At 73.8% G+C, this 26,250-nt stretch carries 30 protein-coding genes; 12 read left to right on the forward strand and 18 right to left on the reverse strand.

The genetic code is table 11. The annotated features are described in order from the left end of the window. Positions 1–453 precede the first annotated feature (453 nt). Both ACFXOZ_RS29465 and rpe read right to left on the reverse strand, forming a co-directional pair. Positions 454–1,413, reverse strand: a complete 960-nt coding sequence (locus ACFXOZ_RS29465) for a pirin family protein (RefSeq protein WP_380593287.1) — start codon at positions 1,411–1,413, stop codon at positions 454–456. A gap of 163 nt (positions 1,414–1,576) precedes the next feature. Continuing rightward, positions 1,577–2,260, reverse strand: a complete 684-nt coding sequence (rpe, locus tag ACFXOZ_RS29470) for a ribulose-phosphate 3-epimerase (protein WP_380593288.1) — start codon at positions 2,258–2,260, stop codon at positions 1,577–1,579. 236 nt (positions 2,261–2,496) lie between these two features. On the opposite strand from rpe, the gene ACFXOZ_RS29475 reads away from it, so the two are divergent. Both ACFXOZ_RS29475 and ACFXOZ_RS29480 read left to right on the forward strand, forming a co-directional pair. Beyond that, complete coding sequence (locus ACFXOZ_RS29475) at positions 2,497–3,357, forward strand: hypothetical protein (RefSeq protein ID WP_380593289.1); 861 nt, start codon at positions 2,497–2,499, stop codon at positions 3,355–3,357. A 274-nt stretch (positions 3,358–3,631) separates the two neighbouring features. Then, positions 3,632–4,483: a hypothetical protein gene (locus ACFXOZ_RS29480; RefSeq protein ID WP_380524862.1), complete on the forward strand. Its 852-nt coding sequence runs from the start codon at positions 3,632–3,634 to the stop codon at positions 4,481–4,483. Here the strand turns inward: ACFXOZ_RS29480 and ACFXOZ_RS29485 are convergent. From ACFXOZ_RS29485 to ACFXOZ_RS29510, 6 genes are all read right to left on the reverse strand, one after another. After that, positions 4,453–5,139, reverse strand: a complete 687-nt coding sequence (locus tag ACFXOZ_RS29485; RefSeq protein WP_380524861.1) for a C39 family peptidase — start codon at positions 5,137–5,139, stop codon at positions 4,453–4,455. The two genes, ACFXOZ_RS29480 and ACFXOZ_RS29485, sit on opposite strands and share 31 nt — an antisense overlap. 36 nt (positions 5,140–5,175) lie before the next feature. Continuing rightward, a complete protein-coding gene (locus ACFXOZ_RS29490) occupies positions 5,176–5,796 on the reverse strand; it encodes a DUF4188 domain-containing protein (protein ID WP_380524869.1) in 621 nt (206 codons plus the stop codon). 127 nt (positions 5,797–5,923) lie between these two features. Next, positions 5,924–6,556, reverse strand: a complete 633-nt coding sequence (locus ACFXOZ_RS29495; RefSeq protein WP_380401594.1) for a TetR/AcrR family transcriptional regulator — start codon at positions 6,554–6,556, stop codon at positions 5,924–5,926. 127 nt (positions 6,557–6,683) lie between these two features. After that, positions 6,684–7,670 (reverse strand): aldo/keto reductase, encoded by a 987-nt coding sequence (locus tag ACFXOZ_RS29500; protein WP_380593290.1) that lies wholly within the window; start codon positions 7,668–7,670, stop codon positions 6,684–6,686. 60 nt (positions 7,671–7,730) lie between these two features. Beyond that, positions 7,731–8,576, reverse strand: a complete 846-nt coding sequence (locus tag ACFXOZ_RS29505; protein ID WP_375889844.1) for an ABC transporter permease — start codon at positions 8,574–8,576, stop codon at positions 7,731–7,733. Further along, positions 8,576–9,553: an ATP-binding cassette domain-containing protein gene (locus ACFXOZ_RS29510; protein WP_380524860.1), complete on the reverse strand. Its 978-nt coding sequence runs from the start codon at positions 9,551–9,553 to the stop codon at positions 8,576–8,578. Before ACFXOZ_RS29510 ends, ACFXOZ_RS29505 begins: the two co-directional genes overlap by 1 nt. A 99-nt stretch (positions 9,554–9,652) precedes the next feature. On the opposite strand from ACFXOZ_RS29510, the gene ACFXOZ_RS29515 reads away from it, so the two are divergent. Beyond that, a complete protein-coding gene (locus ACFXOZ_RS29515; RefSeq protein WP_380524859.1) occupies positions 9,653–10,414 on the forward strand; it encodes a TetR/AcrR family transcriptional regulator in 762 nt (253 codons plus the stop codon). A 52-nt stretch (positions 10,415–10,466) separates the two neighbouring features. On the opposite strand, the gene ACFXOZ_RS29520 is transcribed toward ACFXOZ_RS29515, so the two are convergent. Then, complete coding sequence (locus ACFXOZ_RS29520) at positions 10,467–11,861, reverse strand: pyridoxal-phosphate dependent enzyme (RefSeq protein WP_380593291.1); 1,395 nt, start codon at positions 11,859–11,861, stop codon at positions 10,467–10,469. Positions 11,862–12,031: 170 nt separating this feature from the next. Between ACFXOZ_RS29520 and ACFXOZ_RS29525 the strand changes: the two genes are divergently transcribed. The 3 genes from ACFXOZ_RS29525 to ACFXOZ_RS29535 all read left to right on the forward strand — a co-directional run bounded on the left by ACFXOZ_RS29525 (position 12,032) and on the right by ACFXOZ_RS29535 (position 14,241). Further along, positions 12,032–12,358, forward strand: a complete 327-nt coding sequence (locus ACFXOZ_RS29525) for a hypothetical protein (RefSeq protein ID WP_375889852.1) — start codon at positions 12,032–12,034, stop codon at positions 12,356–12,358. A gap of 186 nt (positions 12,359–12,544) precedes the next feature. Continuing rightward, positions 12,545–13,687 (forward strand): serine hydrolase domain-containing protein, encoded by a 1,143-nt coding sequence (locus ACFXOZ_RS29530; protein ID WP_380593292.1) that lies wholly within the window; start codon positions 12,545–12,547, stop codon positions 13,685–13,687. Beyond that, entirely contained in the window at positions 13,684–14,241 is a 558-nt protein-coding gene (locus ACFXOZ_RS29535; protein WP_375889856.1) for a hypothetical protein, read from the forward strand. The genes ACFXOZ_RS29530 and ACFXOZ_RS29535 overlap by 4 nt, the downstream gene beginning before the upstream one ends. A 71-nt stretch (positions 14,242–14,312) precedes the next feature. On the opposite strand, the gene ACFXOZ_RS29540 is transcribed toward ACFXOZ_RS29535, so the two are convergent. Continuing rightward, positions 14,313–15,701 carry an alpha/beta fold hydrolase gene (locus tag ACFXOZ_RS29540; RefSeq protein WP_380593293.1) on the reverse strand — a complete coding sequence of 463 codons (1,389 nt, stop codon included), beginning with the start codon at positions 15,699–15,701 and terminating at the stop codon, positions 14,313–14,315. Positions 15,702–15,881: 180 nt separating this feature from the next. Between ACFXOZ_RS29540 and ACFXOZ_RS29545 the strand changes: the two genes are divergently transcribed. After that, positions 15,882–16,874 carry a helix-turn-helix domain-containing protein gene (locus ACFXOZ_RS29545; RefSeq protein WP_380593294.1) on the forward strand — a complete coding sequence of 331 codons (993 nt, stop codon included), beginning with the start codon at positions 15,882–15,884 and terminating at the stop codon, positions 16,872–16,874. A gap of 65 nt (positions 16,875–16,939) precedes the next feature. Here ACFXOZ_RS29545 and ACFXOZ_RS29550 read toward each other — a convergent pair whose 3' ends face one another. From ACFXOZ_RS29550 to ACFXOZ_RS29560, 3 genes are all read right to left on the reverse strand, one after another. After that, the gene (locus ACFXOZ_RS29550; protein ID WP_375889862.1) at positions 16,940–17,749 is read right to left on the reverse strand and encodes an alpha/beta fold hydrolase; all 810 of its coding nucleotides are present in this window, start codon (positions 17,747–17,749) and stop codon (positions 16,940–16,942) included. A gap of 87 nt (positions 17,750–17,836) precedes the next feature. Continuing rightward, positions 17,837–18,562, reverse strand: a complete 726-nt coding sequence (locus ACFXOZ_RS29555) for a hypothetical protein (RefSeq protein WP_380593295.1) — start codon at positions 18,560–18,562, stop codon at positions 17,837–17,839. Between the two features lie 44 nt (positions 18,563–18,606). Beyond that, positions 18,607–19,020 carry an ATP-binding protein gene (locus ACFXOZ_RS29560; protein WP_380401569.1) on the reverse strand — a complete coding sequence of 138 codons (414 nt, stop codon included), beginning with the start codon at positions 19,018–19,020 and terminating at the stop codon, positions 18,607–18,609. A gap of 185 nt (positions 19,021–19,205) precedes the next feature. Between ACFXOZ_RS29560 and ACFXOZ_RS29565 the strand changes: the two genes are divergently transcribed. The 5 genes from ACFXOZ_RS29565 (at position 19,206) to ACFXOZ_RS29585 (ending at position 22,663) form a co-directional block, all read left to right on the forward strand. Beyond that, positions 19,206–20,066 carry a helix-turn-helix domain-containing protein gene (locus ACFXOZ_RS29565; RefSeq protein WP_380593296.1) on the forward strand — a complete coding sequence of 287 codons (861 nt, stop codon included), beginning with the start codon at positions 19,206–19,208 and terminating at the stop codon, positions 20,064–20,066. After that, positions 20,063–20,296: a DUF397 domain-containing protein gene (locus ACFXOZ_RS29570; RefSeq protein ID WP_380593297.1), complete on the forward strand. Its 234-nt coding sequence runs from the start codon at positions 20,063–20,065 to the stop codon at positions 20,294–20,296. The genes ACFXOZ_RS29565 and ACFXOZ_RS29570 overlap by 4 nt, the downstream gene beginning before the upstream one ends. A 61-nt stretch (positions 20,297–20,357) precedes the next feature. Further along, positions 20,358–20,582 (forward strand): DUF397 domain-containing protein, encoded by a 225-nt coding sequence (locus ACFXOZ_RS29575; RefSeq protein WP_380593298.1) that lies wholly within the window; start codon positions 20,358–20,360, stop codon positions 20,580–20,582. A 104-nt stretch (positions 20,583–20,686) separates the two neighbouring features. Further along, positions 20,687–22,189, forward strand: a complete 1,503-nt coding sequence (locus tag ACFXOZ_RS29580) for a serine/threonine-protein kinase (protein WP_380593299.1) — start codon at positions 20,687–20,689, stop codon at positions 22,187–22,189. 90 nt (positions 22,190–22,279) lie between these two features. Continuing rightward, the gene (locus ACFXOZ_RS29585) at positions 22,280–22,663 is read left to right on the forward strand and encodes a hypothetical protein (RefSeq protein ID WP_380593300.1); all 384 of its coding nucleotides are present in this window, start codon (positions 22,280–22,282) and stop codon (positions 22,661–22,663) included. 60 nt (positions 22,664–22,723) lie between these two features. Here ACFXOZ_RS29585 and ACFXOZ_RS29590 read toward each other — a convergent pair whose 3' ends face one another. From ACFXOZ_RS29590 to ACFXOZ_RS29610, 5 genes are all read right to left on the reverse strand, one after another. Further along, on the reverse strand, positions 22,724–22,948 hold the full coding sequence (locus ACFXOZ_RS29590; protein WP_375889877.1) for a hypothetical protein: 225 nt from the start codon (positions 22,946–22,948) through the stop codon (positions 22,724–22,726). A 77-nt stretch (positions 22,949–23,025) separates the two neighbouring features. Then, positions 23,026–23,232 carry a cold-shock protein gene (locus ACFXOZ_RS29595; protein WP_375889879.1) on the reverse strand — a complete coding sequence of 69 codons (207 nt, stop codon included), beginning with the start codon at positions 23,230–23,232 and terminating at the stop codon, positions 23,026–23,028. Positions 23,233–23,609: 377 nt separating this feature from the next. Next, on the reverse strand, positions 23,610–23,921 hold the full coding sequence (locus ACFXOZ_RS29600; protein ID WP_380593301.1) for a WD40 repeat domain-containing protein: 312 nt from the start codon (positions 23,919–23,921) through the stop codon (positions 23,610–23,612). Next, positions 23,909–24,661, reverse strand: a complete 753-nt coding sequence (locus tag ACFXOZ_RS29605; RefSeq protein ID WP_380593302.1) for a hypothetical protein — start codon at positions 24,659–24,661, stop codon at positions 23,909–23,911. Before ACFXOZ_RS29605 ends, ACFXOZ_RS29600 begins: the two co-directional genes overlap by 13 nt. A gap of 42 nt (positions 24,662–24,703) precedes the next feature. Beyond that, on the reverse strand, positions 24,704–26,203 hold the full coding sequence (locus ACFXOZ_RS29610; protein ID WP_380593303.1) for a PQQ-binding-like beta-propeller repeat protein: 1,500 nt from the start codon (positions 26,201–26,203) through the stop codon (positions 24,704–24,706). Positions 26,204–26,250: the final 47 nt, after the last annotated feature.

Below are 26,250 nucleotides of genomic sequence, written 5' to 3' on the forward strand. Positions count from 1 at the left end.
CGCTGTTGAGTTCTCAAGGAACGGACGCTTCCTTCGGACCGCCTTCCAGCGGGCCCTCCGGGCGCTTCGTTCTTTCGTGTTTCCAGCTTACCAGATGTTTTCCGCTCCGTTTTCCGGAGTTTCATTCACCGGATTTGCTGGTGTCTTCTGCGGCTTGGCGCCCCGTCCGACGTTTCAAACTGTAGCCGACCCCCGCTTCGAAAAGCGAATCCAGCCGCAATCCCCATAAACGCGCACGCCGAATTAACCTCGGGCCGGGGCGCGAAAAAGCGAACGCGACACAGCCCAGGACGGGAAGTGGTGTTTCAAGGGATTGGCTGCTCCGGGACCGTCCGCGCCTACGCGTGTCCGGTGCTCCCAGCCGAGCAGCTAGAGAACACTACGCCCGGCAGCGGCCCCGCGCAAACGGGCCGGTCACACCGGTGGCGGGCTCGGCAGCACACCCGGCTGGGCTCAGCGCTCGCGGCCGCGCGGCTTCAACGGGACGGCGGGGAGTTCCGGGGCGGGGAGGCGGGCTCCGGCGTAGCCGTGGACCTCGCCGAAGCGGTCGCCCGTCGTCCAGTCGGCGCGGGCCTGGGCGATGTCCTCCGTCGAGCGGCCGATGAAGTTCCACCACATGACGATCTTCTCCTCGAAGGGCTCGCCGCCGAGGAGCAGCGCCGAGGCGTCGGAGCGGGCGAGGAGCGGGAGCGCGCGACGGCCGCAGCCGAGGTAGAGCATCGAGCCGGGTTCGACGGGGACGCCGTCGACGTCGATCCGGCCGGTCATGGCGAGGACGGCGTACTCGAACTCGGGGACCAGCGGGAGCCGGAGGTCCGTGCCCTCGGTGAGGGCGAGGTCGACGCCGACCAGCGGGCTGTGGGTGGTGCCGGGCGAGGTGGCGGTGTCCAGGGTGCCGAGGATGACGGTGGCGCGCAGGCCGGGCGCGGTGACCACCGGCAGGTCGGGGTGGTGCTCGAAGGAGGGGGCGGTGTGCCGGTGGGCGTCCGGGAGGGCGACCCAGAGCTGGGCGCCGTGGAGGTAGCGGGCGTGCGGGCGCGGGGACTCCTCGGAGTGGGAGATCGCCCGCCCGGAGGTCATCAGGCCCAGCTCGTACGGCCGGACGGTCTGCAGGCTGCCGAGGCTGTCGCGGTGGAGGACCTCCCCTTTGTGCAGCCAGCTGACGGTCTGCAGGCCCATGTGCGGGTGCGGCGGCACCTGCATCCCGGGTTCGTCGGCGATGTCGTCCGGGCCGTAGTGGTCGACGAAGCACCAGGCGCCCACCATCCGACGGCCCAGGTTGGGGAGCAGTCGGCGGACGGCCGTGCTCTCGCCGAGCTGGACCAGGCGTCCGGTCAGCAGGTCCTGCACCGGTCCGCTGCTGGCCTCGCGGCCGCAGGTGGTCGGGGCGGGCTTGAGGTCGAGGTTGCTCATCGCGGTTCCACCACCGTCATGGGAAGGGCCGGGCCGGGGAGGGCGCACCGTCACCGATCATCCGTGACGGTGCGGGGTTCCTCCACCCGTGCCCGGCCATCCGGCCGCCACTGCGGGGGCCGCCGTGAAAGCGTCGCGGGCGCCGCCCCGGCGGCGGGGCGACTCAGTGCTCGCAGGCCCACCAGGCGTCCTTGCTCGCCCCGGCGGCGAGCTCGCGCAGGCTGCGGACGGCCTCGGCCGGGTCCGCCGCGCCGTAGACGGCCGACCCGGCCACGAACACGTCCGCGCCGGCCTCGGCACAGCGCTCGATGGTGGCCGCCGAGACGCCGCCGTCGACCTGCAGCCACAGCTCCAGGTCGTGCTTGGCGATCAGCTCACGGGTGCGGCGGATCTTCGGCAGCATGATGTCCAGGAAGGCCTGGCCGCCGAAGCCGGGCTCGACCGTCATGATCAGCAGCATGTCGAGCTCGGGCAGCAGGTCCTCGTAGGGCTCGATCGGGGTGCCCGGCTTGAGCGCCATCGAGGCGCGGGCGCCCTTGGCGCGGATCTCGCGGGCCAGCCGGACGGGGGCGGCGGCGGCCTCCACGTGGAAGGTGATCGAGCCGGCGCCGGCCTCGACGTACTGCGGGGCCCAGCGGTCCGGGTCCTCGATCATCAGGTGGCAGTCGAGCGGGATGTCGGTGGCCCGGGCGAGCGATTCGACCACCGGGACGCCCAGGGTCAGGTTCGGCACGAAGTGGTTGTCCATGACGTCCACGTGCAGCCAGTCGGAGCCCCGGACCGCCTCGGCCTCGTCGGCGAGCCGGGCGAAGTCGGCGGAGAGGATGCTGGGGCTGATCTGGGACATGGCCGACTACCTTCGTACGAGGGCTTGCGAGGGCTGGGCACCCGGGAGGCGGGCGCCTCGGGCCATCATCTCGCGCCGTACGGCCGTCGACCGCACCCGCCGACCGGCGCGTGACCGTGATCACACGCTGCCCGGGTTGCCGGGACGGCCCCGGTGGCGGTCAGCTCTGGAGCGACCGCCGGTGCCCTCCCGTTCGTCGGGCCCCGCCCACGACGAGGAAGAGGAAGGTGTCTCGATTGTCCGAACCCGTCCACCCCGCCCGCGCACTCTGGTGGCTCTTCGAACCGGTGTACGCCGTCACCTTCCTCCAGCCCGAGAGCCGGGCGGCGTTCGAGGCGGCCGGGCTGGACGGCGGCTGGCACGGCTACTTCGCCGCCCGCTCGGCCCCGCTGGGCGCGGTGGGCGCCCCGCCGGTGATCGCCGCGTTCTTCAGCTTCGCCCCGGCGGCGGTCGAACGCGCCCTCCCCCGGGTGTGGACCAGGGCCAGCCCCGAGCGGGTGCTCGCGGCCAGGACCGAGGGCTCGGCGGCGGTGCTGGCCCGGCTGCTGGCGCCGGTGGCGCCCGAGCTGGTCGAGACCGCGGCGACGGCGCTGGAGGAGGCCGTGGACCGGGCGGACTGCGCGGGCCGGGTGCTGGCCGCCGCCAACGCCGCGCTGCCCCGACCCACGGACGCGGACGTGTACGGCCGGCTGTGGCACGCCGCGACCGTGCTGCGCGAGCACCGCGGGGACGGCCACGTGGCCGCGCTGGTCGCCGCCGGGCTGGACGGCTGCGAGGCGCCGGTGCTGCACTGCGCCACGGGCGCCTCCCGCAAGGTGCTCCAGCCGCTGCGGGGGTGGACGGACGAGGAGTGGGAGGCCGCGGCGGCGCGGCTGGTCGGCCGGGGCTGGCTGACGGCGGCGGGCGCGGTCACCGAACTTGGCCGGATCCGGCACCGGGAGCTGGAGGCGGCCACCGACCTGGCCGCCGGCCGGGTCTGGGAGCACCGGCCGGACGGCGAACTCGACTGCCTGACCGCCGCGTTGCGGCCGATCGCGGCGATCTGCCGGGCCGAGATGCCGATCGACCCGCTCGCGATGCCGCCGGTGCGGGCCTGAGCGGATCCCCACCCGGGACCCGCCGGGGACCCACCCGACACCCGCCCGACCGCCCCCGGCCACCCGCCCGCACACCCCCGACACCCCCGCACGTGACCGTCGTCACACCCCGCCGGGGATTACCGGGGCCGTCCCCGTGGTCATCAGCACGTGAACGGCCCACGCACCCGCCCGGGCGACCCCGACGATCCGCCGCCCGCGCGACCGCCGCCGCCGTACCGACCAGCCGAGCTCCCCGCGCCCGCCCGGAGCCCCGTCCGAGGAAGGTCTCCCGATGGCCGATCTCGTCCATCCCGCCCGCGCGCTCTGGTGGCTCTTCGAGCCGGTGCACGCCGTCACCTACTTCGAGCCCGAGTGTCGCGACGCCTTCGAGGCGGCCGGCCTGCGCGGCTTCTGGCGCGGCTACTTCGCCGGCCGCTCCGCCCCGCTCGGCGCGGTGGACGCGCCGCCGGTGACCGCCGCGTTCTTCAACTTCGCCCCGGCGATGGTCGAGCGGGCCCTGCCCGCGCTGTGGTCGCTGGCCAGCCCGGAGGAGGCGCTGGCCGCCCGCAGCAAGGGTGCGGGCGCCGCGCTGGCCCGGCTGCTGGAGCACGTGGACCGCGGTCTGGTCGAGCGGGCGGTCGAGACCATGGAGCAGTCCGCCGAGCGGCTGGACTGCGCCGGCCGGGTGCTGGCCGCCGCCAACGCGGCGCTCCCGGCCCCGCCGGGGCTGTACGAGCGGCTCTGGCGGGCCGCCACCGTGATGCGCGAGCACCGCGGGGACGGTCACGTGGCCGCGCTGGTCGCGGCCGGGCTGGACGGCTGTGAGGCCCTGGTGGTCCGCTGCGCGATGGACATGCGGCGCGAGCAGCTCCAGCCGGTGCGCGGCTGGACGGACACCGAGTGGGAGGCCGCCGCCGAGCGCCTGGTCGAGCGGGGCTGGCTGACCGCGACCGGCTCGCTGACCGAGCTGGGCCGGACCCACCACCAGGCCCTGGAGGCCGCCACCGACCTGGCCGCCGCGCGCGTCTGGGAGGACTACCCGCGCGCCGAACTCGATTCCCTGGCCGCCGCGTTGAAGCCGATCTCGGCCCTGTGCCGGAGCAGCCTGCCGTTCTACCCGGTGGGGCTGCCGGACAACACCTGACCGTCGTCGGCGCCGGGCGGGCCGAGCACGATCCCCCGCCCGGCGTAGAACGGTCCGAAGGAGCGCCACGGCACCCGGGCGAAGGCCTGCGACTCCCCCGGGAAGCCGGAGGGGTTGTGGATCAGCAGCGCCGTCCCGGTGGTCCCCACCGCCAGCACCAGGTGGCCGCCGCGCCGCACCGGCTCGGGCCCGTGCGGCTCCCGGATCGACGGGTGCACCGAGAGCATCACCAGCCGCCCGGCCGCCAGCTCGTCCGCGACCTGCGCGGGCGTCGACTCCGTCGCCCGGGCGGCCAGTCCCCAGCGCCGCCGGGCGTAGTCGGCGAACGGCACGTGGACCAGCCCGCGCAGGCTGTCGCCGTCCCGGACGTACGCGCCGGCCGCCAGGCACTCACGGGCCAGCACCATCGCCGCCGGGGTGACGCCCCACCAGTGCTCCAGGGCCATCCGCAGGCAGGCGACGCCGCAGAGCCGCCAGGACCACCAGGCGTACTCCTCCGGGGTGGCGGCCCCGGACTGCCCCCAGCGCGGGTCCCGCGCGGCGTCCAGCCGCCCGTCGACGATGTCCCGCACCAGCTCCGCGGACTCCCACTGCGCCCGGTAGGGCACCTCGTGCACCACCCGCGCCGGCCGGACGGCGCCCTCCTGATCGACCATCCCCCGACGCTCCCACACCGGGGTCGCCGGACGGACTCACGACACTCCTTGAGCGCCCGTCCGGTCGTCGGCGCCGTCCGCGACGTACGGGCAGCTCAGGCCGTCCGGACCGGCCGCCGCACCCTCCGCCTGCTCCGCGCCGCCCGCCCCGTCGGAGCCGTCGCCCGAGCGGAAGGCCAGGCGCTGGGCGGCGTGCCGGCCGCGCGCCTCCAGCGGCAGCTGGCCGGTGGCGCCGGCCAGGCCGAACGCCGGCATGTCGAAGTAGATCGACTCGTAGCCGCCCTCGGGGACGATGTACGTCTCGTGCCAGAGCCCGACGTGACCGCGCAGCTTGCCCTCCCGGATCTTCCGGTTGGCTATGCCCCAGACGGTGTGGTGGAAGCCGTCCGGTGCGCTCGCGTAGCGGTACAGGTGCTCCTTCGACTCCCAGTACTGGACGACGTAGTACGTCCGCGGCGAGGCGGTGAGCAGGATGCGGCCGCGCAGGCCGCGCTCGGGGCTGCGGGCCAGCTCGTAGAGCATCCGGAACATCGCGAACATCACCGGGCCCCAGTGGTGCACCGCCCAGAAGCGGTTGATCCGCATGCCGATCAGCAGCACCACGGTGTCGCCGGTGGCGGCGGCGGTGGTGTAGCCCGGTTGCGGCTTGGCGAACAGCGGCATCTGTGCCTCCCGGTACTCGCGCTCACGACTCGCGCTCACGACTCACGACTCGCGCTCATGTAATCGGCGATTACATCAGCGCGCACCAGGCCGGTCAAGGTTCGCCGCAGCCACAATTCCGTTACCGCTCAGGAGGGTTGACCGTCCCGGCGATCCCCGCGCGGAAGGTGTCCAGGACCCGGACGGCCAGCTCCTCCGCCCGCTCGGCGGGCAGGTAGCCGTCCACGATCATCTGCGCCAGCCCGTACACCAGCGCCTGCCCGGACAGCAGCACCAGCTCCGGATCGCCGGGGCCGACCCGCCCGGCCTGCTGGTCCGCCACCACCAGGCCGGCGAACGCCCGGTCCAGGCCGTCCAGTTGCTCCCGCAGCTGCGGGTCCCGGGGGGCCGAGAACACCCGCGAGCGCACCAGCTCGAACCGCCGCGGATGGCGCAGCGCGTACCGGACGAAGCCCAGCCCGAGCGCCCGCATCGCCGACCCGCCGACCGCCTCGGCGGCCGCCACCTCCGCCTCCTGCCAGCGCGCGAAGTCCGCCAGCACCCGGTCCGCCAGCGCCGTCAACAGCGCCTGCTTGTCGGCGAAGTGGCGGAACGGCGCCCCCGCCGAGACCCCCGCCCGGCGCGCCACCTCGCGCACGCTCACCTTCTCCTGGCCCTGCTCGTCCAGCACCTCGAACGCCGCCGCCACCAAGGCCTCCGGCAGCGCCCCGTGGTGGTAGGCGCCCCGGTCCCGCTCCCTGATCCGTTCCGTCATACCCGTCTTGCTACCACAGCGCCGGGGTGTCGGGGCGGCGCGTCCCCGGCCCCTCGCGCACCAGCTCCTCGCGCACCGGCCCCGGCACCCCGGACGGCGGGGTGCCGGGGCCGGGCGGCCCGCGGGTCTACCAGGCGTAGTCCTCGGGGGCCGGCTTGTGGCCGGGGAAGAGCTCGTCGAGGCGGTCCAGGGTCTTCTGGTCGAGGTCCAGGTCGAGCGCCCGGAGGGCGGCGTCGAGGTGGGCGGGGGTGCGGGGGCCGATGATGGGGGCGGTGACGGCGGGGCGGGAGAGCAGCCAGGCGAGCGCGAGGTCGGCCGGGTCGGTGCCGAGTTCGTCGGCGAAGTCCTCGTAGGCCTGGAGCTGTTCGCGGTGCCTGTCCAGGAGTTCGCTCGCGTAGCCCAGGGCGCTGCGGCCGCGGGTGCCCTCGCGCTCCTTGCGCAGGACGCCGCCGAGCAGGCCGCTGCGCAGCGGGGACCACGGGATCAGCCCGAGGCCGTAGTACTGGAGGGCGGGGATGACCTCCAGTTCGATCGCCCGGTCGAGGAGGTTGTAGAGGGACTGCTCGCTGACCAGGCCGAGGAAGTGCCGGGAGCGGGCGGCCTCCTGGGCCTGGGCGAGGTGCCAGCCGGCGAAGTTGCTGGAGCCGACGTAGATGATCTTGCCCTGGGCGACCAGGACCTCCATCGCCTGCCAGATCTCCTCCCAGGGCGTGGCCCGGTCGATGTGGTGCATCTGGTAGAGGTCGATGTGGTCGGTCTGCAGCCGGCGCAGGCTGGCCTCGACGGCCTTGCGGATGGCGAGGGCGGAGAGCTTGCCGTCGTTGGGCCAGTCGCTGGTGTTCGCGTAGGCCTTGGTGGCCAGGACGGTGCGCTCGCGGCGGCCGCCGCCCTGGGCGAACCAGCGGCCGATGATCTCCTCGGTGCGGCCCTGGAGGTTGCCCTCGCTGTCGCGGCCGTAGGAGTTCGCGGTGTCGAAGAAGTTGATGCCGCGCTCGTGGGCGGTGTCCATGAGGCGGTGGGCCTCGGCCTCCTCGGTGTGGGGGCCGAAGTTCATGGTGCCGAGGCAGAGGCGGGAGACGGTCAGGCCGGTACGGCCGAGGTGGGTGTACTCCATGGCGCCCCACCTAAAGCCACACCGGCCACGGTGTCCAGCACATTACGGCGACCCGGCGGGTCACCGCCCGTGCGTGGCGAACTTCCGTACGGCCAGCGGCCCGCAGAGCGCCAGCAGGGCGGCGCTCCACAGCAGCGTGGCGAGGACGGCGTGCTGCATCGGCCACGCGGAGCCGGGCGCCGCCGGGTTGCCGAAGAGTTCCCTGCTCGCCTCCACCACGGAGCTGATCGGGTTCCAGTCGGCGATCACCCGCAGCCAGCCGGGCATCCCGCCGGTGGGCACGTAGGCGTTGGTGACCATCGCCAACGGGAAGACGACGACGGAGAGTTGCCCGGCGGCCTCCTCCTTGCCGACGGCCAGGCCGAGCAGCGTGCCGACCCAGGTCATCACGAAGCGGAAGAGCAGCAGCAGTGCGAACCCCTCCAGCGCGTCGGCGGCGCCGTGCCGGGCGCGCCAGCCGGCGGCCAGTCCGACCAGGGCCAGCAGGGCCAGCACGACGACGCTGACCAGCAGGTCGGCGAGGTTCTGCCCGAGCAGGAGTCCGGTACGGGAGACCGGCATCGAGCGCAACCGGTCGGTGACCCCGCGCCCGACGTCCCGGGCGGCGCCGACCATGGTGGGCATGATGCCGTTGGTGGCGACCATGGCGAACAGCCCGGGCATCAGGAACTCCCGGTAGTCCCCGCCGCCGGGCACCTGCATGGCGCTGCCGAAGACGTACCCGAAGACCACCACCATGACCACCGGAACGCCCAGCGAGGCGGCCAGCAGGCCGGGCGAGTGGCGGTAGTTGAGCAGGATGCGGAGCATCGACGTCCAGGTGTCGGAGACCAGCCGGGCGCCGAGCGAGGGGCGCGCGGCGGCGGGGACGGCGGTGCGGGCGGACGTGCGGACGGCGGTGGCCATCAGGCGGCCCTCCCCAGCTCGGCGTTCTCCCGGGTCTTCCCGGTGAGGGCGAGGAACACGTCGTCGAGCGAGGGCACCCGGACGGCGACGTCCTCGGCGACGACCCCGGCCCCGTCCAACTCCCGCACCAGCGCGGGCAGCAGGACGGACGCCCCGGGTGCGGTCAGCACCGTGACCGTCCGCTCGGCGACGTCCACCTGGGCGTCGCCGCCCGACAGGGCGGACAGCACCACGGCGGTGGCGGCGAGCTGCTCCACCGTGGCCAGGGTCACCGAGACCTGGCTGCCGATCGCCGCCTTGAGCCGCTCGGGTGGGCCGGTGGCGATCGCGGCGCCGTGGTCGACCACCACGACGTCGTCGGCGAGCCGGTCGGCCTCCTCCAGGTACTGGGTGGTGAGCAGCACGGTGGTGCCGCCGTCGGCCAGCTCCTTGACGGTGTCCCAGATCCCCTGGCGGCTGCGCGGGTCGAGCCCGGTGGTGGGCTCGTCCAGGAACAGCACCGGCGGGCTGGTGACCAGGCTGGCGATCAGGTCGAGGCGCCGGCGCATGCCGCCGGAGTAGGTGCGCACCAGCCGGTCGCCGGCCTCGGCGAGGCCGAAGCGGGTGAGCAGTTCGTCGGCGCGCTCCCGGGCCCGGCGGGCGCCGAGGCGGTGCAGCCGGCCGAACAGCCGGAGGTTGTCCCGGCCGGTGATGCCCTCGTCCAGTGCGGCGTGCTGGCCGGCCAGGCCGATCGCCCGCCGGACCTCCTCGGCCTCGCGGACGGCGTCGTGCCCGGCGACCCGGACGGTGCCCTCGTCGGGGGCGACCAGGGTGGCGAGGACGCGCACGGCGGTGGTCTTGCCGGCGCCGTTGGGGCCGAGCAGACCGCAGACGGTCCCGGCCGGCACGGTCAGGTCGAGGCCGCGCAGGGCCTCGGTGGCCCCGAAGCGTTTCCGCACGCCCGCCATCTCGATGGCGGGTCGGGAGGTGTCGGACATGGCTACGCCCTTCTCTAGGTACAGCGTACGTAGAAGCTGAACGCCATGCTACTACGTACGACGTACGTATCTAAGATGGGGAAGCGAGGTGATCTTCCAGTGCCGTCCAGCAAGCCCCCCAGCACTCCCGACCGGCCCGACCAGCCCGAACAGCCCGCGCGGCCCACGCCGCCCGAGGCCCCCGAGCTGATCTGGCTGCGCCCCGAGCGCACCGGCCGCGGCCCGCGGCCGGCCCACAGCCGCGACTCCATCGCGGCGGCCGCCATCGTCATCGCCGACGCCGAGGGCCTGGAGGCCGTCTCGATGCGCCGGGTCGCGGCCGCGCTCGGCGCGGGCACCATGTCGCTCTACAACTACGTGCCGAAGAAGGAGCACCTGCTCGACCTGATGCTCGACGCGGCCACCGCCGAGTACCGGCTGCCGCCCGCCCCGAGCGGAGACGTCCGCGCCGACCTGGCGGGCCTCGCGCACGAGCAGCTCGCGCTCCTGCGCCGCCACCCCTGGCTGCCCGCCCTGGTCCTCGCCCGCCCGGGCATCGGCCCCAACGCCCTGCGCTACACCGACCACTTCCTCGCCGTCACCGCCCCCACCGGCCTGCCGGGCGGGGCCCGGATGGAGGCGATGGCGCTGTTCAACGGCTTCATCTGCCAGTTCGCCCAGTACGAGCAGACGGCGGCCGCGGGCGCCAAGTGGCAGGCGGAGATGGTCGGTTACCTCACCCAGGCGGCGATGAGCGGCGCCTACCCGAACCTGGCCCAGGCCTTCGCCACCGCGGGCCCGCCCGCCGACCCGGACCAGGCCTTCGACCGCACCCTGGACCGGGTCATCCACGCCATCCTGGCGCCCGCGGCGGGGGGTTAGGGCGCACGGCCCGCGGCGGGGGGTTGAGACGCACGGCCCCGCCGCGGGGAGGTCAGCCCAGGACCTCCCGGGTCAGCACCCCGGCCGCCCGGCCGTCCACCAGCACCACCACCGCCGGGCGCCCGCCCGCCAGCGCCGCCCGCGCCTCGGCGGCCGACTGCCCGACCCCGACCGTCGGCAGGGCCGGCCCGAGCAGCGGGCGTACCGGGTCGTCCGGCTCGGCCCCGCCCTCGGCCAGCGCGGCCGTGAGCACCTCCCGGGACACCGAGCCGACCACCTCGGTCGCGCTCACCCCGTACGGCCGCGCCGCCCGCGCCAGCACCGCCGGGGCGATCCCGCCGGGCGCCGCCCGCAGCGCCTCCAACGCCCCGGCCACGGTGAGGTCCGCGCCGACGGCGACCAGCGGCCCGGCGGCGTCCAGCAGTTCCCGCAGACCGCCCGCCCCCTCCTCCGCTTCCTCCCGGTCCTCCAGGAAGCCCCACTCCCGCATCCAGGCGTCGCTGTGCACCTTGGACAGGTAGGAGCGGCCCGAGTCCGGCAGCACCACCACGACCAGGCCATCCGGCCCCAGCCCGCGCGCCACCCGCAGCGCCGCCGCCACCGCCGTACCGGAGGAGGGCCCGGCCAGGATGCCCTCCTCGCGGGCCAGCCGGCGGGCGGTCAGCAGCGACTCGCGGTCCGGGATCCGTTCGTAGGAGTCGATGACCTCCGAGTCCAGGGCCTGCGGCCAGCGGTCCTCGACCGTCTCGGGGTGGAGGAAGTGGCCGATGCTCTCCACGAACCACGGGCTGCCGTCCCCGCCGCCGTAGGAGGAGGACTCCGGGTCCGCGCCGACGACCGTCACCGAACCGCCGGACACCTGCTTGAGGTACCCGCCGGTGCCGGTGACGGTGCCGCCGGTGCCGACGCCCGCGACGAAGTGGGTCACCCGGCCGCCGGTCTGCTCCCAGACCTCCGGGCCGGTGGTCCGGAGGTGCGCGTCAGGATTGGCCAGGTTGTCGTACTGGTTGGCGAGCCAGGCGCCGGGGATCTCCTCGCTGAGCCGCGTGACCACGTTGAACAGGTGCCGCGGGTCCTCCTGCGCCACCGCCGTCGGTGCGAGCACCACCTCCGCGCCGTACGCCCGCAGGATGTCGGCCTTCTCCGGCGCCGACTTGTCCGACACCCCGGCGATCACCCGGTAGCCGCGCTGCCGCCCGACGAGGGCCAGCCCGATCCCGGTGTTCCCGGAGGTCGCCTCGATGATCGTCCCGCCCGGGCCCAACAGCCCGTCCCGCTCGGCGGCCAGCACCATGGACAGCGCGGCGCGGTCCTTGACGCTGCCGCCGATGTTGAGGAACTCGGCCTTGGCGTAGACCGGCGCGGCGATCCCGGCGCCCAGCCGGGCCAAGCGGATCAGCGGCGTCCCGCCGATCGCGTCCAGGACGGATTCGTGCACTGCGGTCATGTCGGCAGCTCCCTCACTGCGTACGGACGTGTCCGCCCGAGCCTGCCCACGCCCGCGCCCGGCCATCCGTCCCGTCTGCCCCGCCCACCCGGGCGGCCCCGACCGGCCCGGCGCACCACCCCGACCGCCGCGACGCACCGCCCGACCGGCCGCCCGCTAGAGTCCCCGGCATGTCCCGCCTCAAGATCGAGATATCCGTCCCGGAGAGCCACGTCGAGCAGGTCGTCGACGCCCTCCACGCCGCCGGCGCCGGCCGGATCGGCGAGTACTCCCGCTGCGCCAGCGTCTGGCGGGTCACCGGCACCTGGCTGCCCTCCGCCGCCGCCCGGCCCCACCTGGGCACGGCCGGCGAGGTGGAACGGGCCGAGGAGTGCCGGGTGGAGTCCTCCTGCGAGCGGGAGCAGGCCGCCGCCGTGCTCGCGGCCGTGCGCGCCGCCCACCCGTACGAGGAGCCGGTGGTCAACTTCCTGCCGCTGTACGACCCCGCCGCGGACTGAGCCGGACGGCCCGCCGCCGGCCCGCCCACGGCCCGCTGACCACCCGCCGGACGGCCCTCGGGCGGCCCGCCCGCCCCATCCGCCCCACCCTCCCCGACCCGGGGAAATCCCCTCGTCCCGACCGTCCTGACGCCGTACCGTGGTCCGGTCAACGATCTTGGAGCATGCGGAACGGGGCGGTACACCATGCAGGACTACCAGGGCTGGGTCGACGAGCGCTTCGGCGCCGTCGCCGACGCCTTCGCGGGCAACTTCGCGGCTTTCCCCGAACTCGGCTCCGCCGTCACGGTCTTCGTCGGCGGCCGCAAGGTGGTCGAGCTGTGGGGCGGCACCGCCGACCAGCGGACCGGCCGGGCCTGGACGCAGGACACCGTCGTCCCGGTGTTCTCCTGCGCCAAGGGCGCGGTGAGCATCAGCGCCCTGCTGCTCGCCCAGCAGGGCCGCCTCGACCTGGACGCCCCGGTCGCCCGCTATTGGCCCGAGTTCGCGCGCCACGGCAAGCAGGACGTCGCCGTCCGGACGATCCTCGGCCACCGGGCGGGCATCCCGGCCCTGGACGCGGTGCTCCCGTTCGAGGAGGTCGCCGCCTGGGATCCGGTGATCCGCGCGATCGAGGCCCAGCAGCCGCTCTGGGAGCCGGGCACCACCTACGAGTACCACGGCCACGTGTTCGGCTTCGCCGTCGGCGAGGTGATCCGCCGGATCACCGGCCTGACCCCGGGCGCGTTCCTGCGCGAGGAGATCGCCGGGCCGCTCGGCCTGCCGCTGTGGATCGGCCTGCCGGAGAGCGAACTCCCGCGCCTGGCCCGGCTGGTGGAGGCCGAGGGCCGCCGCCCGATGCCCGGCCCCGAGCACCTGCTCACCCGGATCGTCACCATGAACGGCGCCCTGGTCTTCCCCGGTCTGGACGTGCCGCACGGCTGGAACGACCCGGCCCTGCACGCGATCGAGCTGCCCGGCGCGGGCGCGGTCGCCTCCGCCACCGGACTGGCCGGCCTGTACGCGGCCGCGGCCACCGGCCTGGACGGCGGCCCCCGACTGCTCTCCGCCGACACCGTGACCGACGCGGTGCGCGAAGTCTCCTCCGGCCAGGGCTTCCTGGGCTTCGACATGGGCGCCCGCTGGGGCTCCGGCCTGCTGCTGGACTCCGCCGGGTTCCGCCCGCTGCTCGGCGCGCGCAGCTTCGGCAACGACGGCGCCGGCGGCCAGTTCGCCTTCGGTGACGACGAGTTCGGCGTCGGCTTCGGCTACGTCGCGAACCGGATGATCGGCCACGGCGACGCCCGCGCCAACCGGCTGATCGAGGCGGTGCGCGGGTGCCTGGGGTGACGGACTTCCTCGACCGGCTCACCCGGTTCTTCGCCACCGGCGCCCTCGGTGAACTGCGCTACGGCGCCCGGCTGTCCGAGCTCTCCGCCCGCTACGGCGCCCCGTGGGACGGCGGCCGGATCCACCGCGAGGGCCGCTGGCCACACGCCTTCGGCTTCGGCGACGCGCTCACGGTGTTCTGCCACTGCCGGCAGCTCCGTTCGGTGTCCCTGGCGACCTGGCAGGGCGAACTCGAACTCCCCGTGGACGGCGGCGGGACGCGGACCTACCGGACCGCCGTCGTCGAGTCCGAGCTGACCGCCGCACTCACCGCGGCGGGCTGCACCTGGCGGACGGTGGAGTACGAGAACCTGCCCGACCAGCGGACCCTGGAGTTCTCGCCCGTCGAGGACGTCTGGGTGGCCCTGATCCTCACCGACCGCGAGAACCGGGAGGACCCGCCGCTCGCGGACTGGATGCTGTACAAGGTGATGATGTGGGGCTGGGACCACGTCGACTGCCCGGGGCCCGACCCGTCCCTCCCGGACGACGGCTGGGACTCCTCCGAACTCTGAGGCGGCGCCGGGCCGTTCCGTCCCCTGTGCGGAACGGCCCGCCGCCTTCCGGCTCCTTGAGCAGGAACCGGCTACTTGAGCAGGAAGTCGTAGACCGCCTGCCGCCCCGCCGGGTTGGCCGCCCGGGTCTGCACCGAGTGCGCCGCCCCCGGGACGATCACGACCTGCGGGTCGTGCGTCAGCTTCGCCTGCTGGTACAGCCACTCGTACGGGGTGGAGAGGTCCCGGTCCCCGCCGAGCAGCAGCACCGGCACGTTCGGCAGCTTGCGGTGTGCCGGCGGCAGCGGCGGCACCTGCTCGCGCGGCCAGTCCAGGCAGACCAGCAGGCTGCCGAGGCCGGTCGCGGTCGCCGGGTCGTACGGCCAGGTCTGCTCGGCCGTCAGGTTCTTCCGGGTCCGCTCCAGCGCGGCCGCCCGGCCCGCCACGGGGGTGTCCGAGGAGCCCCACGGGTAGCGCCCGTCGGCGCACAGGGTGGCGGCGTGCAGGCCCTGGCTGAGCAGTTCGGCCGGGGCGGCGTCGTTCTTGTGGACGTCGTCGATGAAGGACTGGAGCTTCTGCGGGTTGCCGCCGGCCGCTTCGTGCAGGGCTTCCGGCACCCCGCCGTAGTTGGGGTCCGCGAACTCGTAGCTGGTGAGCGCGTCCAGGATCTGCGCGCCGTTGCCGTACTTCTGCACGGTGGTGGCGAGGTCGGCGGCCGGGTCGGTGGTGCAGCCGGTGGCCTGGCAGGCGGTGCGCAGCACCCGGGCGGTGGCGGGCAGCGCGATCAGGTCCATCGGGTCGTAGCCGCCCTGCGGCACGACCGAGTCGAGCACCAGCCGGTCGACGTGCGCCGGGTGGGCGAGGGCGTAGCGCTCGGCGACGAAGGTGCCGTAGGAGACGCCGTCCAGGGTGATCCGCCGGTCGCCGAGGGCCTGGCGCAGCAGGTCGATGTCGGCGACGGTGTCCGCGCTGCTGTAGTAGCGGGCGTTCGGGCCGAGGGCGGTGGCGCAGTCGGCGATGGACTGCTTGCGGGGTACGGCGAGGTCGGAGGAGCCCATGTCCTCCTGGAGGCCGGGGCACTGGAGGGCCCGCTCGCCGGTGCCGCGCTGGTCGTACATGATCAGGCGGTAGTCCTTGAGGACGGGTTCCAGCTTGCTCGCGATCCGGCGGATCAGCGGGACGCCGGGCTGGCCGGGGCCCCCGGCGAGGAACACCAGGTCGCCCTTGGGGGCGTCGGCGCTGCCGGTCATCGCCACGTCGAGCTGGAGGGTGCCGGGGGTCCGGCCGCTGTGGTCGAGCGGCACGGTGAGGGTTCCGCAGGTGAATTCGGGCGCGCCCTGGCAGGGTGCCTGCCCGGTGACGCCGCCGCCGTGGCCCGGTGGTTCGGCCGGGGCGGCGACGGCGGGGCCGGCCAGGGTGGTGCCGGCGACCACCGCGACGGCGCCCAGCAGGGCGGCGATGCGGCCGCGCGTGCTCGTCATGTTCGTCGGGGTTCCTTCCGCTCGCGCCGCGTCCGTGCTGACGCGGTCACGGGAGAAGCCTGCGCCCGGGCGACTTCGATGGCGAGCATTCGTGTCAGGATTCGACCAGGGTCGAAGGGTTGACGACCGAAAGGGCGACAAAGCCGACCGTTCCGGCAGGTCGGCAGAGGGGTGGACGGCATGATCCGGCTCACGATCGACTCGACCGGGCTCGCCCGCACCCGGTTCGTCGTCTCCCCGTTGCACGAGGCGGTCAACACCCTGATGGCCGCCTCCGCGCTCAACTCCCGCACCGGCCCGTACGCCTGGGTCGGCCGGACCCGCCGGGTGCTGCGCCGGGAGGGGCTGGAGCTGCTGTCCGGGCTGGCGCTGGAGCGGGCCGGCGGCTACCTCCCCGACTTCCTCGCCCCGCACCCGACCGGCCCGGACCCGACGATCGCCGAGCAGCTGACGGCCGTCCGCCGCGCCGACCCGGACCGGGTGCTGGCCGAGTTGGACACCGTCCGCCACGGGCTGCCCGCCGCCAACCTGGCCGGCCGGCCGCTGCCGGACGTGGTGCTGCGCACGCTGCGGCGCGGCCCGCGCCACTTCGCCGAGCGGGTCGCGGACGAGCTGGGCCGGTACTGGGAGCTGGCGGTCGCCCCGTACTGGCCGGACGCCCGCGCGGTGCTGGACGCCGAGATCGACCAGCGCGGCCGGCACGTCGCCCGGTACGGCACCGGTTCGCTGTTCAACTCGCTCTCCCCGGAACTCTCCTGGTCGAACGGGATGATCCAGCTGGAGAGCCGCTTCGAGGTGAACCTGCCGGCCCGCATGGTGCTGCTGATGCCGACGCTGGTCAGCCGCTCGATCCACGTCATCCTCGACACGGTCGACGGCTGCCACCGGGCGCCGACGCTGATGTACCCGATCACACCGTCCGTGCCCGCGCCCCGGACACCCGCGCCCGCCCTGGCCCAGCTGGTCGGGCCCACCCGGGCGGACCTGCTGGCCGCACTGGTCGACCCGGCGACCACCGCGGCGCTGGCCGCCCGGCACTTCCTCAGCGCCGGAACGGTCTCCTACCACCTGGGGGTGCTGCACCGCTCGGGGCTGGTCAGCCGGGTCCGCAGCGGGCGGGAGGTGCTGTACCGGCGGACGCCGCGCGGGGAGGAGCTGGTGACGGCGCCCTGAGGAGCGCACCGCGAAGGGCGCATGAGCGGGCGTGTGCTCCCGATTTCGCGCCCCTCAGGTCCGTTTCACACCAATGCGCGCGGGAGCACCACCCGCACCCATTCCTCCGGCTGCGACAGGTGCGGAGCGTGACCGGCGCCCTGGTAGAGGTGCCGTTCCGCCTTCGCGAGGGTGAGGTCGATGATGTCCAGCACCTCGCCGTACATCGGCGGGCTGTCGTCGCTCTGCGTGAGCAGCACGGCCTCGGTGAAGTCGCCGAGCGCGGTCAGGTCCAGATCCAGCGCGTCCGGGTCCCGCAACTCGTCCAGGTAGGTCGGGGCGTTGCGGATGAAGGTGTGCCGCACCGGTGCGGGCAACTGGGCCCACGCCCCCGGCCCGAAGGCGACCGTCTCCACGAACAGCTCCGCCGCCGCGGCCGACTCCGCCTGCTCCAGCAGCTCCCGGACGGCGGCGATCCGGACGGCGAGGGCGGCGGCGATCGGCCGCAGCTCCGGGTCGGTGAGCAGGACGCCGGTGCCCGGCGGCTCGTGCACGGCGATCCCCCGCAGCAGGTCGGGCCGGGCGGAGGCGAGCCGCAGCGCGATCAGCGCGCCGTACGAGTTCCCGCAGACGAAGGCCGGCGCGAGGCCGAGGCCCTCGATCAGCCCGGCCAGGTCGGCGGCGTCCTCGTGCACCGAGCCCTGGGTCAGCGGGTCCTCGCTGCGGCTGTGGCCCCGGCGGTCGTAGGCGACGACGGTGGTGGACTCGGCAAGGCCCGGCACCACCCGGGCCCAGGAGTCCGCGTCGGTCCACGAGCCGTGCACCAGGACGACACCGGGGCCTTCGCCTTGGGCCTCGTAGTGCAGCCCGACCCCGTTCACCCTGATCTCGGCCATCACGAGCCTCCCGATGTCGGCGGTGCTCCCTCACCAGCCTGACACAGGCGCGCGGAACGGACAGATCGGTCAGATCGGCCGGATCGCTCAGATCGGGGACTCGAAGAGGTGCGGCTCCCAGTGACCGAGCCAGGAGGAGGTGGAGGAGGGCAGGGCCAGGCCCTCGGTGGACTCGTCGTAGGGGAGGAAGGAGGTGGGCGCGAACCAGCCCTCGCCGGGGTCGATGCGCAGGCGGAGCAGGCGCAGCGGGCGGTGCAGCGCGAGGTACATGCGCAGGTCGTCGGTGGAGGGGCGGTGCTGCTCGTAGCGCTCCTGGACGCAGCGGCAGATGGTCAGGATGTCGGTGTCGGCGAGGAGGAGGTAGCGGGGGCCGGGGCCGAGGTTCACGCAGAGTCGTCGGCGGGCCTTCCGGCGCTCGCCGTAGGGGAGGTTCTGGTGGTTGTCGACGTGGAGGCCGGGGCGCCGGCCGGACTCGGGGAGGACGTGGGTGGTGGACTGCCCGGGCGGGTCGTCGGCGTCACCGAGGGTGACGGGGTGCGGATCGCCGAGGGTCTCGACCAGCGCGGCGAGGGTGTCGCGGTCGGTGACGGTGTCGGGGAGCCGGAACAGCTCGACCAGACCGGAGGCGGGGGTGAAGTAGCCGGGGGCGAACCGCTCGGGGTAGCCGCCGGGGAGGGGCTCCCAGGCGGTGGGGTCGGGGACGGCGGCGCCGGTCTCGTAGTCGGGCTCGAAGTAGAGGCGACGGGGGCGGCCGTAGTCGCAACGGGCGTGCAGGGCGGCGGGGTTGCGGAAGGCGATCGCGGCGGGGTGCATGGCGGGTGGACTTCCTTGCGGGGTGATCGACAGGGGTAGGGAGGTCAGGTGAGGAGGACGCGCGCCCAGACGCGCTTGCCCGAGCCCCGGCGGACGACGACGCCGAAGTCGAGCGAGAGTTCGCGGACGAGCTGGATGCCCCGGCCGCCCTCGTTGAAGCGGCGCAGGCGGGGCTTCTGGAGCGGCAGGTCGAAGCGCGGGTCCCAGACTTCGAGGCGGCAGTCGCCGCTGAACTCCTGGAGGTAGAGGCGGACTTCGCCGTCGCCCTGGCAGGCGTGGACGACGGCGTTGGTGACGAGCTCGGAGCCGATGAGGACGAGGTCGTCGACCTTGTCGCCGCAGTAGCCCCAGAGGCCGAGCTGGTTGCGGATGTGGCGCCGGGCGATGCGGACCGAGGTGGAGTGCTCGGTAAGGGAGAGCTCGGAGGTGCGGAGGAGAGGTGTGCTCAACGCGGACATGGGTGCCCCTTCGCTTCGACACGACGTCAGGTACGTGTCCGTGCGGTCACGTTGAGTGTGGAGGATGCGAAATCGAAACCGCAACATCATTGCTCGAAGAAATTAATTGATCTTGAAACTGGCTTGAGTCGAGGCCTGGACTCTGGCGAGACTGGTGCTCCAACACCCGGAGGGAGGGACGCCACTTGAGCAGGGACCTGTCCGCGATCAGGCAGATCCGCCTTGGCGAGGAGCTGCGCGCCTGGCGACTGGAGAACAACAAGACACTGGCCGACGTCACGGCCGGTTTGAAGGGGTGGAGTGCCGGTCGCCTCAGCCGAATCGAACGAGCCCTGCAGCCGATCACGGCCATCGATCTCGCAACTCTGCTCGACCACGTCGGGATCACCGGCCAGGAGCGCGAGGATCTCGAAGGCCTCCTCGGCGACGCCCCGGCAAGGCAGTGGTGGCGCACCCTGGACTTCGCCAACTCCATCACTGCGGCTTTCAGTGAGTACCTGGCGCTCGAAGCCGATGCCTCACAGATGTTGAACTACTTCCCCTCGGCCTTCCCGGGCCTCGTCCAAACCGAGGGGTACGCCAAGGAGATGATCGCGGCCGGTCTCAGCGCGCCCAATGACGAACAGATCGAGACCGCGACCGAAGTCCGGATGCTGCGTCAGCGCCGCCTGACCAAGGATTCCGCCCTCAACCTCGACGCGTACTTCGGCGAGGTGGCCCTGCTGGTCGCCGGCGACCGGAACGTCCTGATCGACCAGATCCGCCATACGATCAAAGTCGCCCAGTATCCGAATGTCAGCATCCGGATAGTGCCGTTGAGTGCCGGTCGACAAGGCATCTTGACCTCGGGACTCACCCTGATGAGGTTCCCCGACGACCCCGAAGACGGCTTCGTATTCATCGAAGCCGTTGGCGGTATGCTCCCGCGTAGAACCGGCCGCGACGTTCGCCGCGCCGAACGGGCCTTCGCCCGACTCCAGCGCTGTGCCCTGTCGCCGGAGGAGACCATCGCCGCCCTTGAACGCAAGTTGGAAGAGCTGACGTGAGCGAGAAGCACGACCCGTACAACCATGACCCAGCCTCTGCCGATTGGTTCAAGTCTCCCTTCTCCGGTGATGACAACGGCGACTGCGTGATCATCGCCCGGTTCGACAACGGCGACGTCTGGCTCGGCGACGACAAGAACCCCGACCGCCCCCACCTCGCCTTCAACCACAGCGAGTGGACCGCCTTCATCCAGGCCATCGAAGCCCGCGACCCCCGCTTCACCGCCTAACTGCTCCTCCAGCCCGGCCCGTTCACCCACGGGCCGGGCCGCTGCCCAAAGGGGAGGTCTCATGCACGACCCCTACGCGCACGACCCTGCCGACGCCGAATGGGTCAAGTCCCCCTTCTCCGGCGAGTCCAACGGCAACTGCGTGATCATCGCCCGCTTCGACAACGGCGACGTCTGGCTCGGCGACGACAAGAACCCCCACCGCCCCCACCTCGCCTTCAACCACAGCGAGTGGACCGCCTTCATCCAGGCCGTCGAAGCCCGCGACCCCCGCTTCACCGCCTAACTGCTCCCCCTGCCCGGCCCGTTCACCAACGGGCCGGGCAGGGGCGTGGGCCGACTCCCCCGTGCAGCTCGCCCGTCGATCAGGCATTGCCTACAGTGACCCGCATGTCTATCGGGGTGGGATACGTGGTCAGCGGCCGGTACCGGCTCGACCGGTTGATCGGGCGCGGCGGCATGGGCCGGGTGTGGGGTGGCCACGATGCCAACCTCGACCGGGTCGTCGCGCTCAAGGAGCTGATGCTCCCGGACGACCTCCCCCCTGAGGAGCGCCGCGAGTTGGTGGAGCGGGCGATGCGCGAGGCGCGCGTCGCGGCCCGCTTGCGGCACGACGGGGTGATCACCGTCCACGACGTCATCACCGACGGCGGCATCCCGTGGATCGTCATGGAGCTGGTCCGCGGCTCTTCCCTCGGTGAGGAGGTCCGCGAACGCGGGGCCATGGACTGGCGCCGGGTCGCGGAACTCGGCGCCGCCATGGCCGACGCACTCGCCCACGCGCACGCCGCCGGCGTCGTGCACCGCGACTTGAAGCCGGAGAACGTCCTGCTCGCCGGCGACCGCGCCGTCATCGCCGACTTCGGGATCGCCCGGCTCCTGGACGCCACCACCCAACTCACCCGCACCGGTGTTGCGATCGGTACCCCGCACTACATGTCACCCGAGCAACTGGAGGGCGTCGAGGCCGCGCCCGCCAGCGACATGTGGTCGCTGGGCGCGACGCTGTACACGATCGTCGAGGGCCGCCGCCCGTTCGACGCGACGACGCTGACGGCGCTGTACGTCTCGATCCTCACCCAGCAGCCCGCGCCGTTCAGGAACGCCGGGCCACTGGCCGATCTGCTGGGGACGCTGCTGAGCAAGGACCCGGCGCTGCGCCCGGACGCGCTCGCGACGGCCGACTCGCTGCGCCGCAGCCTCCGGAGCCCGCTGCCGGGCTACACCCCGACCGTGGTCGTACCGACGAGGGTCGACCACGTCCCGAACCCGAACCCGATTCCGTCTTCGCCTCCACCTCCGCCTCCGCCGAACCACCCGCCGGTCCAGGGCCCGACCTCGTTGGCGGCCCTGCGGCCGCTGTTCACCTGCACGCCCGAACAGGTCGTCGAGCAGGCGTGGTTGCAGCCGGTCCGCGCCCAGGGCTCGCCCGCACTGGCGGTGTGCCTGCGCGGGCAGGCCCTGGGGCGGCTCTGGTCGTCGGTGGAGGTCCACGGCTTGATGAGGCTGTCGCCGGCCCTGCCGGTGCCCGGGCTGTTCGGCCCGGACGAGGGGGTGGTGCTGGCGGACGGGCCGGACACCACGGCCCTGACCGTCCTGCAGCGGATGCCGGACACGTCCTCCCAGGGGCCCCGGCAGGTCCTCGTCGAGGCCGATCTGCGGGGGCAGGCACCCGTCCTCGGCCGACCGCTGGACGCGCTGGACGCACCGGACGGGTCGCAGCCGTACACCACCGGCGCCGCCTTCCCGCACCAGGGCATACGGGCGATCGCCCTGGCCGAGCCGGGCGTACCACCCTTCGCCCTGACGGGACCGAACCGTCGCCTGCGCTTCGCGGGCGGCACGCTCCCCCGGCAGCTGCTGTCCGCCGCCGAGGGCATCGTGATCGGCTAGGGCGACGGCACGGGTCGGGCCCCGGCCGGTGCCGTCGCCTGGGACGGGTCGAACGGCCGGGTCCTGCACGCCTTCGGTGGCAGCCCGGTGGTGACCGGCCTCGCCCTCAGCACCTCGGGCACGCTGGCCTGCGTGTCCGGCCCGGACGCCGTCGCCGTCCACGAGACGGCCACCGGCACGGAACTCGGCCGCCTGCCGATCGCCACGGCCGGGGGCGAACAGTCCGGGGAACTGGCCCTGGTGTACGACTTCCTCCGGCGGGTCGTCGTGGTTCACGTCCTCGACGGCGCCATCCGGGTCTGGGACCTGAACCAACGCCAGGTCGTCGCCGAACTGCCCGGGCTCGGCGAACGGGCCGTCGCCGCACGGGTGGTGGCGTTCGGCGTCAAGCCCGCTCTGGTGGTCGCCACACCACGACGGGTCGGCGTGCTGAACCTTCCCGGCCCGAGGTTCGGCACCACGAAACGGCCGTGAGCGCGAGAAGACGGCGCGAGAGGGCGGTGTCCGCTGCCCCGCACCGACTCCGGTGTGACCTCACCCCGGGGGTGACCAGTCCTGGTTCGCGCAGGTCAGCCACCGATCGGCGGCCGCGCGTGCCTGGTCCGCCTGTTCCGGGGTCACGACGCCCTCGGCGTCCGGCGCCCGGTCGAGGAGGTCCCGGACCATCCTCATCTGATCCGCGCTGACGGCCCAGCGCAGCCAGGTCGAGGAGCCGTCCTCGTGCCAGTCCATGATGTTCAGGGTGTGCCGAACGCTCATCATGTCCTCCCGCGTGTCGGCCCGGGCGGGCCCGGGCTCGCCTGGCTCCGGCCCCAGGGCGGGCCCGGGCCGACCCGTCACCCTGCGAGGCGGACGCGTTCGGCCTGCGGTCCCTTCTGGCCCTGGGTGATGTCGAACTCGACCCTCTGGCCTTCCACCAGTTCACGGAAGCCCTGGCTGTCGATGTTCGAGTAGTGCACGAACACGTCCGGACCACCGCCGTCCTGCTCGATGAATCCGAAGCCCTTCTCGGCGTTGAACCACTTGACTGTCCCAGTAGCCATAACCCCTCCTGGGAGAACGAGGCTGCGCTTCGCCAGGTCGGACGAAGCCGGTGCCGGAAGACTCGCCGACAAGAACCGACGTGGACACTCATTCGGCAAAGAGCGGCTACCCGGTTCCACCGTAGATCCCGCACCCAAGCCTGTCCTGCGGAGAGCCCGGAGGCCGGCCCGCACCGAGACACCGCACACGCCCGCCCCCCCGACGGACCGCACCGCCGCCCGGCCCCGCGCTCCGCCCTGCGGAACAAGGGGGCCCGCAGAGTCCCCGCCCCCGCGGACCTCTCCCGCCCGACACGGCCCCCCGCCCCAGATCCTGCCGCGCTGCCGTACACCCAACTACCATCCCGGCCCGGCCCGTTCACCAACGGGCCGGGCCGCTACGGCTCACCCACCTGGCCGCCCGGGGCCAGGTCCCACACGCGCAGCATCCCGTCCTGGCTGCCGGCGACCACGTGGGGGCGGCCGTCCAGCACCGCGGTCGCCATCGCCCGCACCTTGTCGGCATGGCCGACCACCGGCGCGCCGACCCGCCTGACCGTCGTCGGATCCCACACCTGGAGCGTCCAGTCCTCGCCTCCGCTGACGATGCGGGGGCGGCCTCCGATCGTCGTCGTGACCACCGACAGCACCCAGCCGTCGTGGCCGGTGAGCGGCTCACCGACCTGCTCGCACGCGGTCAGGTCCCACACCCGCACCGTCCCGCCGTGACCACCGGTGACCGCCACGGGGCGGCCGTCGACCACCCCGTCGCCACCGCCCGCACCCCCTCCTCATGGCCGGTCAGCGGCTCGCCGATCTGCTCGCGCATCGTCAGGTCCCACACCCGCACGGTGTCGTCGTAGCTGCCGGTGACCGCCACGGGGCGGCCGTCGAGCAGCGCCGTCGCCACCGAGAACACAGCCGAGGTGTGGCCGGTGAGCGGCTCACCGATCTGTTCGCACGTGGTCAGGTCCCACACCCGCACCGTCTCGTCGCCGCCGCTGGTGACCGCGACGGGGCGGCCGTCGACCACCGCCGTCGCCACCGCCGCCACCGCGGCCGCGTGGCCGGTGAGCGGCTCGCCGACCTGCTCGCACGTGGTCAGGTCCCAGACCCGCGCGGTCCGGTCGCAACTGCCGGTGACCGCCACAGGGCGGCCGTCGACCACCGCCGTCGCCACCGCGCACACCTCGCCGGTGTGGGCGGCGAGGGGTGGGCAGATCTGCCGGCCGGTGGTCAGGTCCCAGACCCGCGCGGTCCGGTCGCAACTGCCGGTGACCGCCAGGGGACGGCCGTCGACCACCGCCGTCGCCACCGCCAGCAGCGGTTCGGTGTGGCCGGTCGCGATACGCCGCACGGAGCGGTCGGGCGGGGAGCCGGTGGCCCGCTCGACGCCCCACGGTGCGGCGGATTCAGCACCCGGGCGGATGTTCCGCAGATCATCAGACATGACCGGCACAGTAGCCGCGCCCTCGGGGCGCGTCCGGCCCTCTCAGCCCATGCCGCGGACCGGCGGCTCGTCCCTGGTGCCGTCCTCGGCGACGACCGTGAACTCCTCCCGGCCGGCCGCCGACAGGTCCACCGGGTAGAGCGAGGAGGTGTCGTTGACGTCCAGTTCGCGGCTCTGCCGGCCGGTCGCCGCGTCGATCCGGGCCAGCCGGTCGCGGGTCATCGCCCACACCGACGTCCCGTCGACCAGCACGCCCGTCACCTGGTCGTCCAGGCCCGCCGTCCACTGCTTGGTGCCGTCCGCGAGGGAGTACGCGACCAGCCGCCCGGTGGCGGTGCGGCTCGGGTGCGGGCCGCCGCTGATGCTGACGTCGCCCTGCCGCTCCCCCGGCACGATGAACAGGTCCCCGACCACCACCGCGCCGAGCAGCGGCCGGGCGGTGAACTCGTCGAAGGCGTGGACGCCGCCCAGCATCACGTCGAGGTCGTACTCGCCGCCGGAGACCGCGATCGACGCCCGCTGGCGACCCGTCCGGTCGAAGCTGAACACCGCGTGGGTGCCGCGCTCGGCCTGGGCGTCGACCCAGACCACGAGCGGGTCGACGGAGACCACCATGAAGTTCTTGAGCCCGCCCTCGGCCGACATGGCAGCCCGCGTCCGCCCCTGCCCGTCCCCGGACGCCAGGGTGTGCACGACCGCCGTCCCGTCACCGCACTCCGCGGCCGTCACCACGTCCTGGTCCGCGCCCGCGACCTCGACCGGGGTGCACCCGGTGTCGGGCGCGCTGCGCCACAGCTCCCGGCCGTCGGTCAGCCGGACGGCGCGCCAGCCGTCGGTGCCCTGCAGCACGGCCTGGGCGCCCGCCACCGCGACGAGGTCGGAGTCCGCGGTGTCGCCGTCCCGGGCGGGTGCGTTCACGGTGGCGGTCCAGCCCTGCTTGCCGTCCGCGAGGTCCAGCGAGGTGACCGCCGCGCAGGGCTTGCCGTGCGGGGAGTGCCCGACCAGGCCGATGCCGCCCGCGCCGATCCCCCGGCTCATCGTGCACACGGAGTCGGAGCCGGGCGGCGTCCACTGCCAGGCGACCGCTCCCCCGCTGCTGCGGTAGGCGACCACCTGGTCGGGGCGGACCCGCACCACCAGGCTGCCGCTGGTCCAGCTGCCGACCGCGCGGACCGTGGACGGGCGGTCCGCCGGGGCCCGCCAGGCGTCGTTGAGGCCGTCCCCGGCGAAGCCGAGGAAGATCGCCAGCCCCAGCACGGCGCCGACCGCCGCCGCGGGCAGCCCGCGCCTGGGGTGGATCAGCGCCCAGACGAAGCCGGCGCCGCAGGGCAGCAGGCCGAGGATGCTGACGGCGCCCAGGTAGCCCAGGCTGTCGCCGCCGAACCCGTTCGCGGGGCCGAACAGCACGGCCAGGCCCATGCTCGCGAACATGGCCCCCAGCACACCGCCGGTCAGTACCGCCCCGGTCTCCCGGTGCTCGGCGAACCTGGCTGCCCACCTCGTCCTTGCCCGGACGACGCTGTCCTCGGGCCGCTCGGCCATGCCCGTCTCTCCCCTGCGAAGCGCCGCCCCCGCAGTGGGACGTCGAT

It is taken from the genome of Kitasatospora sp. NPDC059160 (assembly GCF_042755465.1).
GTDB lineage: Bacteria > Actinomycetota > Actinomycetes > Streptomycetales > Streptomycetaceae > Kitasatospora.

Bases quoted from the DNA above. Each gene is read 5' to 3' on its own strand.
- ACFXOZ_RS29505 (WP_375889844.1), bottom strand. From the start codon at position 8,576: ATGGCCACCGCCGTCCGCACGTCCGCCCGCACCGCCGTCCCCGCCGCC.
- ACFXOZ_RS29590 (WP_375889877.1), bottom strand. From the start codon at position 22,948: ATGAGCGTTCGGCACACCCTGAACATCATGGACTGGCACGAGGACGGC.
- ACFXOZ_RS29465 (WP_380593287.1), bottom strand. From the start codon at position 1,413: ATGAGCAACCTCGACCTCAAGCCCGCCCCGACCACCTGCGGCCGCGAG.
- ACFXOZ_RS29595 (WP_375889879.1), bottom strand. From the start codon at position 23,232: ATGGCTACTGGGACAGTCAAGTGGTTCAACGCCGAGAAGGGCTTCGGA.
- ACFXOZ_RS29550 (WP_375889862.1), bottom strand. From the start codon at position 17,749: ATGGCCGAGATCAGGGTGAACGGGGTCGGGCTGCACTACGAGGCCCAA.
- ACFXOZ_RS29545 (WP_380593294.1), top strand. From the start codon at position 15,882: ATGATCCGGCTCACGATCGACTCGACCGGGCTCGCCCGCACCCGGTTC.
- ACFXOZ_RS29500 (WP_380593290.1), bottom strand. From the start codon at position 7,670: ATGGAGTACACCCACCTCGGCCGTACCGGCCTGACCGTCTCCCGCCTC.
- ACFXOZ_RS29485 (WP_380524861.1), bottom strand. From the start codon at position 5,139: ATGGTCGATCAGGAGGGCGCCGTCCGGCCGGCGCGGGTGGTGCACGAG.
- ACFXOZ_RS29525 (WP_375889852.1), top strand. From the start codon at position 12,032: ATGTCCCGCCTCAAGATCGAGATATCCGTCCCGGAGAGCCACGTCGAG.
- ACFXOZ_RS29605 (WP_380593302.1), bottom strand. From the start codon at position 24,661: ATGTCTGATGATCTGCGGAACATCCGCCCGGGTGCTGAATCCGCCGCA.
- ACFXOZ_RS29495 (WP_380401594.1), bottom strand. From the start codon at position 6,556: ATGACGGAACGGATCAGGGAGCGGGACCGGGGCGCCTACCACCACGGG.
- ACFXOZ_RS29610 (WP_380593303.1), bottom strand. From the start codon at position 26,203: ATGGCCGAGCGGCCCGAGGACAGCGTCGTCCGGGCAAGGACGAGGTGG.
- ACFXOZ_RS29480 (WP_380524862.1), top strand. From the start codon at position 3,632: ATGGCCGATCTCGTCCATCCCGCCCGCGCGCTCTGGTGGCTCTTCGAG.
- ACFXOZ_RS29575 (WP_380593298.1), top strand. From the start codon at position 20,358: ATGCACGACCCCTACGCGCACGACCCTGCCGACGCCGAATGGGTCAAG.
- rpe (WP_380593288.1), bottom strand. From the start codon at position 2,260: ATGTCCCAGATCAGCCCCAGCATCCTCTCCGCCGACTTCGCCCGGCTC.
- ACFXOZ_RS29555 (WP_380593295.1), bottom strand. From the start codon at position 18,562: ATGCACCCCGCCGCGATCGCCTTCCGCAACCCCGCCGCCCTGCACGCC.
- ACFXOZ_RS29520 (WP_380593291.1), bottom strand. From the start codon at position 11,861: ATGACCGCAGTGCACGAATCCGTCCTGGACGCGATCGGCGGGACGCCG.
- ACFXOZ_RS29580 (WP_380593299.1), top strand. From the start codon at position 20,687: ATGTCTATCGGGGTGGGATACGTGGTCAGCGGCCGGTACCGGCTCGAC.
- ACFXOZ_RS29510 (WP_380524860.1), bottom strand. From the start codon at position 9,553: ATGTCCGACACCTCCCGACCCGCCATCGAGATGGCGGGCGTGCGGAAA.
- ACFXOZ_RS29540 (WP_380593293.1), bottom strand. From the start codon at position 15,701: ATGACGAGCACGCGCGGCCGCATCGCCGCCCTGCTGGGCGCCGTCGCG.
- ACFXOZ_RS29530 (WP_380593292.1), top strand. From the start codon at position 12,545: ATGCAGGACTACCAGGGCTGGGTCGACGAGCGCTTCGGCGCCGTCGCC.
- ACFXOZ_RS29560 (WP_380401569.1), bottom strand. From the start codon at position 19,020: ATGTCCGCGTTGAGCACACCTCTCCTCCGCACCTCCGAGCTCTCCCTT.